A 12977-nucleotide genomic window follows, 5' to 3' on the forward strand; every position below is an offset into this window, starting at 1 on the left:
CATGGCCAAGCAATGGGAAGTCGTGATCGGTCTGGAGACCCACGCGCAACTGTCGACCCAATCGAAGATTTTCTCGGGCACCGCCACGCAATTCGGTGCTGCACCGAACACGCAGGCCAGCCCCGTCGATCTGGCATTGCCGGGCACGCTGCCGGTGATGAACCGCGGCGCCGTGGAGCGTGCGATTCAATTCGGCCTCGCAATCGGTTCGACCATCGCGCCGCGCAGCATTTTCGCGCGCAAGAATTACTTTTACCCCGATCTGCCGAAGGGCTATCAGATCAGCCAGTACGAAATCCCCGTCGTGCAGGGCGGCCAGGTGACGATTCAGGTCCCGGCTAACGAAAAGGCGGGTAAGGAAGCGTACGAGAAGGTCGTCAACCTGACGCGCGCCCACCTCGAAGAAGACGCGGGCAAGTCGCTGCACGAAGACTTCGCGGGCATGACCGGCATCGACCTGAATCGCGCCGGCACGCCGCTGCTCGAAATCGTCACCGAGCCGGAAATGCGCAGCGCGGCCGAAGCGGTCGCGTATGCGAAAACGCTGCACACGCTGGTCACCTGGCTTGGCATCTGCGACGGCAACATGCAGGAAGGCTCGTTCCGTTGCGACGCGAACGTGTCGGTGCGCCCGGTCGGTCAGGCGGAATTCGGCACGCGTGCCGAGATCAAGAACCTGAACTCGTTCCGCTTCCTCGAGGAAGCGATCCAGTACGAAGTGCGCCGTCAGATCGAATTGATCGAAGACGGCGGCACGGTGGTGCAGGAAACGCGTCTGTACGATCCGGACAAGCGCGAAACGCGTTCGATGCGCAGCAAGGAAGACGCGCACGATTACCGCTATTTCCCCGATCCCGATCTGATGCCGCTGGTGATCGACGCGGCGTGGGTCGAGCGCGTGAAGGGCGAAATGCCGGAACTGCCGGTGGCGATTCAGCAGCGCTTCGTCACGCAATACGGCCTGACGCCGTACGACGCGAACGTGCTGACGTCGAGCAAGGCCATGGCTGCGTACTACGAAGCGGTCGTCCTCAAAGTCGGTCCGTCGAACGCCAAGGTTGCGGCTAACTGGCTGATGGGCGAAGTGTCGTCGCAACTGAATCGCGAAGGCCTGGACATCGCGGAGAGCCCGGTTTCGTCGGCGCAACTCGCGTTGTTGCTGCAACGTATCGCCGACGGCACGATCTCGAACAAGATCGCCAAGGAAATTTTCCTCGCGATCTGGGAAGAGAAGGCTACCGACGAAGCCGCCGCCGATCGCATCATCGAAGCGAAGGGTTTGAAACAGATTTCGGACACTGGCGCGCTGGAAGCGATCATCGACGAAGTGCTTGCCGCGAATCCGAAGTCGGTTGAGGAATTCCGCGCCGGCAAGGAAAAGGCATTCAACGCGCTGATCGGTCAGGCGATGAAAGCGACCAAGGGCAAGGCCAATCCGGCGCAGGTGAACGAACTGCTGAAGAAGAAGCTGTCCTGAGTTGAAGCTGGGCTAAAGCCCAGTTGAAAAAGCCACGGCCGGAGCGCGAGCTTCGGCCAACACGGGCTGTTGCCGGAAACGAAAGTGGGGGCAGCGGCCCGTTTCATTTTGCGGGCCCGCTTTTATGTACCGCTGAACGCAAAACACGGAGTGTGAATGGCGAAGCAACCCGAACTCGACGATTTTCGCGTGCCGTATTTCGACGACGGCAAGAAAAACAGCAAATTCTCGCTCGACGCTTTCGATCCAGCCGCGAAGCCTTTTTCGACTGGTTCGAAAGATTCCGACCGGGCGCGATTGTCGGAGATCGGCGCGATCCTCGACACGCAGCAGGAGTGCCTGCACGCGCAGCAGAAGCGTCGGGTGTTGCTGGTATTGCAAGGCATGGACACGAGCGGCAAGGACGGCACGATCCGCGCGGTGTTTCATGAGGTCGATCCGCTCGGTTTGCGTATCGTGCCGTTCAAGGCGCCGACGCCCGTCGAACTGGCGCACGATTTTCTCTGGCGTGTGCATGCACAGGCGCCCGCTGCCGGCGAGCTGACCATCTTCAACCGCAGTCACTACGAAGACTTGCTGGTGCCCACCGTGCTCGGCAATCTGGATGCCGAGGCATTCGCGCGGCGTTGCGGCCATATTCGCCAGTTCGAAGCACTGCTCGCAGACAGCGGAACCGCCATCATCAAATGCATGCTGCACATTTCAAAAGATGAGCAGCGTGCGCGTCTGCAAGCGCGCATTGACGATCCGAGCAAGCACTGGAAATTCGATGTCTCCGATCTCGAAGCCCGCAAGCAGTGGGACAAATATCAGGCCGCGTATCGCGAAGCGCTGGCCGCGACGTCGACCGACTACGCGCCGTGGTACGTGATTCCGGCCGATTCGAAGACCCATCGCAACGTGATGGTCGCCGAGTTGCTGCTACGTACGTTCGAAGCGCTGAAGCTCGAATATCCGCCTGCCAAAGAATCGCTGAAGGGCGTCAAGGTCGAGTGACCTTTTTGCTTTTTGCCCTTTGCTCCAACAACGAATCGAACACAAAAGGAACGACATGTTGCGTGTGATTACCGCCAACCTGAACGGCATCCGCTCAGCGGCGAAAAAAGGTTTTTTTGAATGGTTCGGCGAACAGAAAGCCGACGTGCTGTGCGTGCAGGAAATCAAATGCTCGCAGGACGATTTGACGCCGGAATTCATGTCGCCGCACAATTTCACCGGCTATTTTCAGCATGCGGTGAAGAAGGGCTATAGCGGCGCCGGCGTGTACACGCGTCACGAACCGGACGAGGTGATTATCGGTTTCGGTAGCGAGGAATTCGATCCGGAAGGGCGCTATGTCGAATTGCGCTTCGGCAAACTGTCGGTGATTTCGGTGTATGTGCCGTCGGGGTCGAGCGGTGAAGAACGCCAGCAGGCCAAGTTCCGGTTCATGGACGAGTTCATGCCGCATCTCGCGGAACTGGCCCAGGAGCGCGAAGTGATCGTGTGCGGCGACGTGAACATCGTCCACAAAGAGATCGACATCAAGAACTGGAAGAGCAACCAGAAAAATTCAGGTTGCCTGCCGGAAGAGCGCGAGTGGCTCACCAAACTGTTCGACGAAGTGGGTTATGTGGACGTGTTTCGTACTCTGGATCAGCGGCCGGAACAGTACACGTGGTGGAGCAATCGCGGTCAGGCGTATGCGAATAACGTGGGGTGGCGGATCGATTATCAGATCGCGACGCAGGGCATCGCCGGCAAGGCGAAACGCACCGACGTGTTCCGCGATATCAAGTTCAGCGACCATGCACCGCTGACGGTCGATTACGACCACAAGCTCAAAAAGTAAGCAGGGCGAGAACTGAGGCGGAACCGGGTGAACTACAGGCGCGCCCGAGGCCGCAAGCCGCAAGCCGCAAGCCGCAAGCCGCAAGCCTCAAGCCTCAAGCCTCAAGCTCCGCGGCCCGCGCAATTCACTCGCTGCCGAGCGGTTTACGGCGCGGGCGGCCCATGCCGGCATAGTCCGGCAACGCATCGAAGCTCTTGCCAATGGCCTTCGCATAGAGCGGCAGCATATCCGGCAAACGCTTGATGATGTCCTGGCGGCGCGCCGGCGTGTACGGGTGCACGTAGATATAGCCCTGGTCACGATTGCTGCGCGTCGCCTTGGCCAGCTTGTCCCATAACGTGACTGCCGCGCGCGGATCGAAACCGGCGCGCGAAGCGATATCGCTGCCGATGACGTCGGCTTCGGTTTCGTCGGTGCTTTCGTACTTCATCTCCAGCAACCGCGACCCGATACCAAGCGGCGCCGCGCCCAGATCGGCGAGCCCGAATAGCTGCGGGATCGTGCCGGACGAGTCGAGCTGGCTGGACTGGAGTTCGCCGAGCCGTTCACGCGCATGCTCGCGCAATGCGTGCGCGATCTCATGACCGATCAGCATGCCGAGTTCGTTGTCGTTCAGACGCGCGCGATCGAGCAGGCCGCTGTACACGACAATCTTGCCGCCCGGCAGGCAGTACATGCGGATATCGGGCGAGCGCACTATCGCCACATTCCACTTCCATCCCTTCGCGCGCTCGTTCCACTTCAGCGAATAGGGAATCAGCTTGTCGACAATCGACCGCACGCGAGTGACGTGGGCGTCGGTATCGCCGTACAGTCGGTCCGCATGCTCTGCGCCGTACACGATCTGGCTGAATTCCTCGGCGGCTTGCGCCTCGAGCATCGGCGACGGGATCAGGTTGCGAAATACGAGGTAGCCGCCGTAGCGCAACTGGGTGTTCGGCGCGCTGTAAGACGGGGGCGTGGGAGCGTTGGCGGCTGCGGCGGGCGTTGACGTCGCGGCAGGCGCTTTTGCGGTCGCAGCCGGTGTCGAGGTGGTTGCCGGCGTTTTGGCCGTTACTGGCGCCGGCGGCGGCTGCGTCGAAGACGGCGGCGTAGCGGCTGCGGGCGCACTGCCGGCGTTCGTGGTGCTGGTCGCGCCGGCCGCCGCCGGTGTCGCGTTTTCCGGATTCGCGGTGTTCTGCGCCGATTTTGCCGCCGGCGCCGCTGCCGGAGTCGGTGTGGTGGTGGCCGCTGCTGCACTGGAGCCGACTGCAGGCATCGCGGTCGCGTAGGCGCTCAACGGCGCCGCCAGCGTCAGGCTCGCGCAACCGAGCGCCAACGCCGCGCGCAGTACCGCGCGGCTGACCTTGAGCGAAGGAACCCCGGTGGTATTCGATCCCGGGCGCACCACGTGCGTTGACTGAAGCGCCGTCACGACCGGATTCTCCAGGGCGCGATGCGCAGCAGAAGCAGCATGCCAGGCAGCCCCAGCGCGGTACACACGATGAAATAGTCGAACCAGCCGATCTTCGCAACCACATAGCCGCTTGCCGCCGACGCCAACGTGCGCGGCACGGAGGCGAGGCTCGTGAAAAGCGCGAACTGCGTAGCGGTGTAACGCGGATCGGTGGTGCTGGCGATGTAAGCGGTGAAGGCCGCCATCGTCAGACCGGTCGCGAAGGTTTCCAGCCCGTAGACCAGCGCCAGCGCGACAGAGCGCGGGTCGAGCTGCACGGTCCAGTCTATGCCGACCAGCGCGAGCAGTTTCGAGGTGCCCTGGCTCAGCCAGACAGCGATGTCATAAATCACGGCAAGGCCGGGCGACGCCGGGCCAAGATGGGCGAGCCATGCAAAGCCGAGCGTCGACACCATCTGCAGGACGCCGAAGATCCAGAGCCCGCGGCCGATACCGATCTTCATCAGCCAGATCCCGCCGACCAGCCCGCCCGCCAGACTCGCGCCAAACGCGGTGGTCTTGGCGATCACGCCAATCTGCGTGCGCGAAAAGCCGATGTCGAGAAAGAACGACGTGGACAGCGTGGTCGCCATCGTGTCGCCGAGCTTGTAAAGGAAGATGAAGCCCAACACGAAGAGCGCGCCGCGCCAGCCGTCGCGCTGAATGAATTCGCTGAACGGTTGCACGATCGCTTCGCGCAGATTCTTCGGCGGCGTGCCGTGCACCTCCGGCTCGCGCACCACCAGCGTCATCACCATGCCGGGCAGCATGAAGGCGGCGGTGACGATAAAAACGGTGGTCCACGGCAAATGGTCGGACAGAATCAGCGCCAGCGAACCCGGCACCAGCGCGGCGATCTTGTAGGCATTCACATGCACTGCATTGCCGAGGCCCTGCTGCGTGTCGCTCAGCAATTCACGCCGGTAGGCGTCGATCACGATGTCCTGGCTCGCGCCGAAGAACGCAACCAGCGCCGTCAAAGCCGCCACGGTCCAGATCGAGTCGCGCGGAGACACGAAACCTAATGTCCCGATCGCGCCCGCCACCAGAATCTGCGTGACCAGCATCCAGCCGCGCCGTCTTCCCGGACGCCAGCCCGGAAAGCGTGGGACGTAGCGGTCCATCAACGGCGCCCAGATGAATTTCCAGGTGTACGGGAACTGGATCAGCGCAAAAAGGCCGATTTCCTTCAGATTGACGCCTTCGGAGCGTAGCCACGCCTGCACCAGATAGACGAGCGTGAACAGCGGCAGTCCCGACGTAAAGCCGAGAAAGACGCAGATCAGCATGCGCGTATTCAGGAACGCGCGCCAGCCGGGATGTTCTTCGTGAGCGGTAAGTGCAGGCGCCTCGTGCGGCGGGTTCGACATGTGGATAAGTGGCGTTAGCTTTTCTTGACGCGATAGACCGCAAGACTACCACGCCAGTTCACCCCCCATCGCACCACCTGGCCATCATGAAGCACCACGCGGTCGAGAATCTCGATGCCGACTTCCGGCGCCAGCGCCTCGAAATCCTTGATCGTCAGCACCCGCACGTTCGGCGTGTTGTGCCACTGGAAAGGCAGCGACTTCGACACCGGCATGCGGCCTTGCAGCACGGACAGCCGATGCGCCCAGTAACCGAAATTCGGGAACGAGACGATGCACTCCTTGCCCACCCGCACCGTCTCGCGCAGGATCGCGGCGGTCTGGTGGATGGTTTGCAGCGTCTGCGACAGAACCGCGAAATCGAAGCTGCCGTCTTCGAACAGGCGCAGGCCGTCTTCCAGATTCTGCTGGATCACGTTGATGCCGTTCTGCGTCGACGCCAGCACGCCGGCGTCGTTGATTTCGATGCCGTAGCCCTGCACGTCCAGTTCTTCGGTCAGGAGCGACAGCAAGGAGCCGTCGCCGCAACCCAGATCGAGCACGGTGGCGCGCGGTTCGACCCAGCGGGCGATCGCGCGGAAGTCCGGGCGCTGCGCCAGATAATCGAGTGCTCGCTGGTTCATGCGTTCACCTCGTTCGCAATACGTTCGTAGTAGGCGCGCATCAGGTTGTGATAGCGCGCGTCGTCGAGCAGGAAGGCGTCGTGGCCGTGCGGCGCGTCGATTTCCGCGTAGGTCACCGTGCGCTTGTGGTCGAGCAGCGCCTTCACCAGTTCGCGCGAGCGGGCCGGCGCGAAACGCCAGTCGGTCGAGAAACTGGCGATCAGGTATTTCGCCGTGGTGTGCGCGACGGCGGCGGTCAGATCGCCGTCGAAGGCCTTGGCCGGATCGAAATAGTCGAGCGCGCGGGTGATCAGCAGGTACGTGTTCGCGTCGAAGTAGTCGGCGAATTTGTCGCCCTGGTAGCGCAGGTACGACTCCACTTCGAACTCGACGTCGAAGTTGAAGTTGTACGCGTCCACCGCGCCTTCCGCACGGCGCAACGAGCGGCCGAATTTCTCGGCCATGTCGTCGTCCGACAGATACGTGATGTGACCGATCATGCGCGCGACGCGCAGGCCGCGTTTCGGCTTCACGTTGTGCGCGTAGTAGTTGCCGCCGTGGAAGTCCGGGTCCGACAGGATCGCCGAGCGCGCCACTTCGTTGAACGCGATGTTCTGCGCAGACAACTTCGGCGTGGACGCGACCACGATGCAATGGCCCACGCGTTCCGGGTACATCATGCTCCACGCGAGCGCCTGCATGCCGCCGAGGCTGCCGCCCATCACCGCGGCGAAGCGCGTGATGCCGAACTCATCGGCGACGCGCGCCTGCGCGTTCACCCAGTCTTCAACCGTGACCACCGGAAAGGTCGCGCCGTACGGGTTGCCCGTTGCCGGATCGACGCTCATCGGCCCGGTCGAGCCGAAGCACGAACCCAGGTTGTTCACGCCGATCACGAAGAACTTATTGGTGTCGAGCGGCTTGCCCGGGCCGACCATGTTGTCCCACCAGCCGATGTCCTTCGGATTGTCCGCGTACACGCCTGCCACGTGGTGCGAGGCGTTGAGCGCGTGGCACACCAGCACGGCATTGCTGCGCGCGGCGTTGAGCGTGCCGTAGGTCTCGACCATCAGGTCGTAACCGGCCAGCGAGCTGCCGTTCTGCATGAGCAGCGGCTCGGTGAAATGCATTTTTTGGGGAGCGACGATACCGATCGATTCCATTCATTCCGCCGTTTAACAAATACAGGGCGGCTAGATTGGCGTCGGCGAGGCACGGGGGAGAAACAGTGTGCGCGGCTGACGACCTCTTTAGCCGCATTTATAGTGAACCGCGGGATCGTATGTTCCCGCTGGTTCGCGCGCCCGCAATCGAGTCAGCAAATCGGCGCGTGATAGTACGTGTACAAGGTGTTCAGGGTGCTCTGGACAGCGGTCTCGGGAGTATCGAGTTGCCGAAGTCAGGCGCAAAGTATAGCGGAAAATTTCGTGCGGTAGCGGCGGGGGCGCTACCGTGCCACTGTGCGCTGCCGCGCGGACTACTGAAGAATCAGCAGCAGTTGCGCGTCGGCGTGTTCGGCGGGCGGCCGTGCAAAGCCGCTGCGCACATACCGATGCCAGCGGCCGATGATGTAGCTCAGCAGCAGGCTCGCGCGAATCGCGGAATCGTAGCCGGCGGGCAGCGGGGCAGCATGCGCATTTGCGCCCGGGCTGGCGTTTTCACCCGTGCTTGCGTTTGCCTCCATCTGGGCTAACCGCAAACACTGTTTCAACGACGCTTCGATCCGTTCCAGCATCTGATTGACACGCTCGGTCAGCCGTTCGTGCTCGCCGACCAGCGCCTCGCAGGTCAGCACGCGCGTCATGCCGGGATTTTTCGCGGGAAAGTTGAGCAGCATCAGCGCAATCGCACGGGCTTGCAGCACGCCGTTGTTTTCTTTGTCGGTGATCTGGTTGATCAGGCCGAAGATGGTCTGCTCGATGAACTCGATCAGCCCTTCGAACATTTGCGCCTTGCTGGCGAAATGGCGGTACAGCGCGGCTTCGGAGACGCCGAGCCGGGCGGCGAGCGCCGCCGTGGTGATCTTTTCGCTCTTCGGCGCCTCCAGCATGGCCGCGAGCGTCTGCAGGATGTGCACGCGACGCTCGCCCGGTTTCAGGCGCAGCGCACGCGGGGTGGCCGGCGGGACGGGTTCGTCTTCGGCTAAGGCTTCGTCAGGCTTGTCGATCGGCTGCATGGCTGTCGTCCCGTCTGCTGTCCCTTCAATCGAACCGAGCGGGTGCCCAGTCGTAGCGATTTTAACGAACGAATGTTGCGATCGACATAATGCGGCCGACCGGTGCCCGGCAGGCGCGTCGGTATGCCGTCCGCGTGCGGTTTGCGCGGCAAATGGCCGGTGATCCACACGGTGCGAATGCCGAGTCGCCGGTAGTTCTTCAGATGCGAGTGCGTGTCTTCCACAAGGATCACATCTTTGAGCGAGACGTGCGCGTCGCGCATCGCCCGGCGCAGCATCGCATGGTCAGGCTTGGCGCGCCAGTTGCGGCGATCGCGCATATGCTCGATGGCAATTACCTGTTCGAACAGACGCTCGATGCGCAATTTCGCGAGCACCGCGCGCGCATACGCCTCAGGTGCATTGGTCAGCACGATCTTGCGACCGGGCAGCGACGCGACGAGGCGCGCGACGCCGCGCTCGTGCCGGATCATCGAGCCGAGATCGGGGAACATGTGCACGACTTTCAGGAAGTCGTTCGGGTCGACCGGATGGTGACGTGCCAGACCGAGCAGCGCCGCGCCGTAACGTTGCGTATAGCCGGTGCGCAGGCGGTTGGCTTCGTCGATATCGACACCCAGCGTATCGATGATGTATTGCGTCATCCCCCGATTGATCGCCGGGAAGATCGCGTGCGAAGCGTTGTGCAGCGTGTTGTCGAGATCGAACAGCCAGACCGGACTGCCACCTGCGATATGCGGACGACGGCGTCGGGAAGCGGAGTTGCGCATGATAAGGACGCCGTTCAGGCGCGAGCAGTCGCTTCGCGCAGCGAATGCGGACAACGGTTCGCAATGCGGAAGGCGGTAAAAGAGGGAAGCGTATTTTTGCGGCGCGGGACAGCGCGCGGTGCGCCACATGGCGCGGTGATGGTGCAACTGCCCGACCCATACGGCACGCCGGGCGGGCGTGCCGTATGGGTCGGATTTGAGGCAGGAATCAATGCGAGCGGATCATCGTGCCGAACGGCTGTTCGGTGAGAATTTCCAGCAGCACCGAGTGCTCGATACGACCGTCGATGATGTGTACCGAACGCACGCCGCTCTTCGCGGCATCCAGCGCCGACGAGATTTTCGGCAGCATGCCGCCGGAGATCGTGCCGTCTGCGAACAGGCCGTCGATTTCGCGCGCCGACAGATCGGTCAGCAGATTGCCTTCCTTATCCATCACGCCCGGGATGTTGGTCATGATCACGAGCTTTTCGGCGTTCAGCACAACCGCCAGTTTGCCCGCGACCAGGTCAGCGTTGATGTTGTACGACAGGCCGTCTTCGCCAAAGCCGATCGGCGAGATCACCGGAATGAACGCGTCGTCCTGCAGCGCTTTCACAACCGCGGGATTGATCGCCTCGACTTCGCCTACCTGGCCGATATCGACGTACTGGCCCGGATTGTCGCGATCCGGCATCTGCATCTTGCGCGCGTGGATCAGGCCGCCATCTTTGCCGGTCAGGCCGACCGCGTGGCCGCCAAAATGGTTGATCAGCGTGACGATGTCCTGCTGCACTTCGCCGCCGAGCACCCATTCGACGACTTCCATCGTCTCTTCGTCGGTAACGCGCATGCCCTGAATGAACGTGCCCTGCTTGCCGATTTTCTTCAGCGCCTGGTCGATTTGCGGACCGCCGCCGTGCACGATGACCGGATTGATACCGACCAGCTTCAGCAGAATCACGTCGCGCGCGAAGCCTTGCTTCAGCCGCTCCTCGGTCATGGCGTTGCCGCCGTATTTGATGACCACGGTCTTACCGTGATACTGGCGAATGTAAGGCAGCGCCTCGGCCAGGATTTCAGCCTTCAGGGTGGGCGCGATCTGCGAAAGGTCAGGGATCTCGGACATGGCGGCAGGCTCAGGCACGGAACAAGTTAAAACAGGGCGAATTGTACAGGACTGGCGCGCTGCAACAGGGTTTTCGATACCCGCACCGGTGACGGGTGGCGCAGGCTTTGCGCACTGCGCAATGGGTGGGCGGAAGCAGCGGCCGACAATCAAGCTTACCGTCGTTGAATGACGCCTGTGAATTGGCCGAATGGCCGACTCGCGGCGCCCCGCCAGCCGTGGCATCATTTCCTCGTCAAGGCTGAAGCGAGACCATCCGGCCCCTTATGAAATTGTCAGCTTCCCGCTCCGGAAGCAGCGCGCTTTGTCCGCGCTGCGGTCATGCGTTCGATTGCGCCATGCACGGCGTGCCGTTCGACTGCTGGTGCCGCGAGATGCCGGCCCTGCCGGCCGACAGGCTCGACCCGTCTGGCCGTTGCCTGTGCCCTGAATGTCTCGCAGCGGAGATCGCACGAGCCGTCCGGCCGGCGCCTGGCGCCGGCTCACCTTGAGCGAGGCGTGGCTTTCGCGGCCGCGTTGCCGGTTTACGCCGCGTGATGCTGGGCTGCCAGCACGCTCAGGTCACCGGCAACGGCTTTGAGCGCCGGGTCCCATTGGCCGAACTGTGGCTGCCGGTAAAGTGTTGCGCTCGGATACCACGGACTGTCGGACCGGTCGAGTAGCCAGACCCAATGCGGATTCACGTCGAGTAGCACCCATGTGCGCTGGCCGAGCGCGCCGCTCAGATGCGCGGCAGACGTGCAGACTGTAATGACGAGATCGAGCGCGCTGACAAACGCGGCCGTATCGTCGAAGGTGGCGAATTCGGCGGTGTAGTCCGACATTGGCAGACCTGCCGCTCGCGCCGCCGCGACATCCGTCCCGGCACCCGGTTGCAGCGAATAGAACGCCACGTTATGCATCCCGCCGAAATGCTCTGCGTAGCGCTCCCAGCCCACTCGCCGGAAGGGATTGCGCTGATGGCCAAGGCTGCCGGTCCATGTCAGCCCGACTTTGAGCCTCGTTTCGCCGGCAAGCCTCTGTTGCCATGACGCATTGGCTGCAGCGTCCGCGCGCAAATACGGAGTCGTACCGGGGATGGTTTCTTCGCGTGTGTCGAATATCAAAGGCAGACTAAGCAGCGGAATTTCGTAGTCGAACGACGGCAAAGATTCGACACCGCCGCCTGCCGAATAGTCATCCACGTAATGGCCGAGGCTGCGAGCGAGCAGCGCACCCATCTGCGGAAATGAATTCCAGACGAGACGGCCGCCCTCGCGATGAACACGTTCGGCCAGCAGAGGGATATAGCGGCTGAACTGCAGGACATCGCCCATGCCTTGTTCACCCCATACAAGCAGCGTTTTACCGACGAGCGGTTCGCCTTGCCAGGTCGGCGCCGGCATTGCCGGTCGGTTGCCGGTTAATTCAAGTGAGCCGTCCCAGCGCGCTTCATGGGTTTGCCAGCCGTGCGCGTAGTCGCCGCGCACCAGTTGCAGCATGCTGAGATTGGCGCGCATGGTTGCGTTGTTGGGCGCTAATGCACAGGCGGTTGTTCCGGCGTGTGTCGCTTCGTCCCAGCGTTGCGCTTCACGCAGCGCCAGCGCATAGTTGTTATGCGCTAAAGAGCTATGCGGCGCGCATTGCACGGCTTTTGCGCCGGCTTCCAGCGCACGCGGCAGGTTCAGATTGGCGCGGCTTGCATGAGTGAGATTGGTCCATGCGTCGCCGTGGCCGGGTTCGTCATGAACCGCACTTTCCAGTAGTGCGAGTTGTTCGCTGAGATCGCCGCCTGTGAGCGCGAGGGCGCCCGCGAGATTGTTGCGCAACTGCGGCAGTTTCGGATCGATGGCGAGTGCGCGACGATATGGCGCGATTGCCTCGCTATGCCGGTTTGCCATCTGCAGCGCGTAGCCGAAACGGAAGTGTGCGAGAGCGCGATGAGGATCGAGTTGGGCAATAATGGCGGCGAGTTCAATCGCGTCGTTGTGGCGATGTTGCTCGAGCAACGCGGCAATGAGCGATGCAATCGACTCGTCGTCGAGTGAATGGCGTTGCGCAGCGGCATCGAGCCATGTGGCCTCTGCTTCTGCGGTGCCGTTTTGCCGGGCTGCGGCAGCATGTCGCAGAAAAGTCAGGAAAGCTGACGAGGCGGATGCCTCGCTATCGGAAGTAGGCAGCATGGATGGTTTTGGGCGGCACAAAAACCGGTGATGTGTGATCGGCCTG

General features: G+C 62.3%; 12 protein-coding genes. 4 read left to right on the plus strand and 8 right to left on the minus strand.

The window, feature by feature from the left end:
• Position 1: 1 nt before the first annotated feature.
• The 3 genes from gatB to ACOSV0_RS00545 all read left to right on the plus strand — a co-directional run bounded on the left by gatB (position 2) and on the right by ACOSV0_RS00545 (position 3308).
• Positions 2-1477, plus strand: a complete 1476-nt coding sequence (gene gatB, locus ACOSV0_RS00535) for an Asp-tRNA(Asn)/Glu-tRNA(Gln) amidotransferase subunit GatB (protein WP_434108060.1) — start codon at positions 2-4, stop codon at positions 1475-1477.
• Positions 1478-1633: 156 nt separating this feature from the next.
• Positions 1634-2473 (plus strand): PPK2 family polyphosphate kinase, encoded by an 840-nt coding sequence (locus tag ACOSV0_RS00540; protein ID WP_434108061.1) that lies wholly within the window; start codon positions 1634-1636, stop codon positions 2471-2473.
• A 55-nt stretch (positions 2474-2528) separates the two neighbouring features.
• Positions 2529-3308: an exodeoxyribonuclease III gene (locus ACOSV0_RS00545; RefSeq protein WP_434108062.1), complete on the plus strand. Its 780-nt coding sequence runs from the start codon at positions 2529-2531 to the stop codon at positions 3306-3308.
• A gap of 124 nt (positions 3309-3432) precedes the next feature.
• On the opposite strand, the gene ACOSV0_RS00550 is transcribed toward ACOSV0_RS00545, so the two are convergent.
• The 7 genes from ACOSV0_RS00550 to argB form a co-directional block, all read right to left on the minus strand.
• Entirely contained in the window at positions 3433-4698 is a 1266-nt protein-coding gene (locus ACOSV0_RS00550) for a M48 family metallopeptidase (RefSeq protein WP_434110350.1), read from the minus strand.
• 20 nt (positions 4699-4718) lie between these two features.
• The gene (locus tag ACOSV0_RS00555) at positions 4719-6113 is read right to left on the minus strand and encodes an AmpG family muropeptide MFS transporter (RefSeq protein ID WP_434108063.1); all 1395 of its coding nucleotides are present in this window, start codon (positions 6111-6113) and stop codon (positions 4719-4721) included.
• Between the two features lie 14 nt (positions 6114-6127).
• Positions 6128-6736, minus strand: coding sequence for a methionine biosynthesis protein MetW (gene metW / locus ACOSV0_RS00560; RefSeq protein ID WP_434108065.1), 609 nt, complete (start codon positions 6734-6736; stop codon positions 6128-6130).
• Entirely contained in the window at positions 6733-7878 is a 1146-nt protein-coding gene (metX, locus tag ACOSV0_RS00565; RefSeq protein WP_434108066.1) for a homoserine O-succinyltransferase MetX, read from the minus strand. Before metX ends, metW begins: the two co-directional genes overlap by 4 nt.
• Positions 7879-8192: 314 nt before the next feature.
• Positions 8193-8891, minus strand: coding sequence for a nucleoid occlusion factor SlmA (gene slmA, locus ACOSV0_RS00570; RefSeq protein ID WP_434108067.1), 699 nt, complete (start codon positions 8889-8891; stop codon positions 8193-8195).
• Positions 8858-9661: a pyrimidine 5'-nucleotidase gene (locus ACOSV0_RS00575; RefSeq protein WP_434108068.1), complete on the minus strand. Its 804-nt coding sequence runs from the start codon at positions 9659-9661 to the stop codon at positions 8858-8860. The genes slmA and ACOSV0_RS00575 overlap by 34 nt, the downstream gene beginning before the upstream one ends.
• Positions 9662-9869: 208 nt before the next feature.
• Entirely contained in the window at positions 9870-10769 is a 900-nt protein-coding gene (argB, locus tag ACOSV0_RS00580) for an acetylglutamate kinase (RefSeq protein ID WP_063494482.1), read from the minus strand.
• A gap of 266 nt (positions 10770-11035) precedes the next feature.
• On the opposite strand from argB, the gene ACOSV0_RS00585 reads away from it, so the two are divergent.
• A complete protein-coding gene (locus ACOSV0_RS00585) occupies positions 11036-11260 on the plus strand; it encodes a cysteine-rich CWC family protein (RefSeq protein WP_434108069.1) in 225 nt (74 codons plus the stop codon).
• A gap of 33 nt (positions 11261-11293) precedes the next feature.
• Here the strand turns inward: ACOSV0_RS00585 and ACOSV0_RS00590 are convergent, their stop codons facing one another.
• The gene (locus ACOSV0_RS00590; RefSeq protein WP_434108070.1) at positions 11294-12931 is read right to left on the minus strand and encodes a tetratricopeptide repeat protein; all 1638 of its coding nucleotides are present in this window, start codon (positions 12929-12931) and stop codon (positions 11294-11296) included.
• Positions 12932-12977 lie beyond the last annotated feature (46 nt).

Source organism: Paraburkholderia caffeinilytica (assembly GCF_051027425.1).
Lineage (GTDB): Bacteria > Pseudomonadota > Gammaproteobacteria > Burkholderiales > Burkholderiaceae > Paraburkholderia > Paraburkholderia caffeinilytica_A.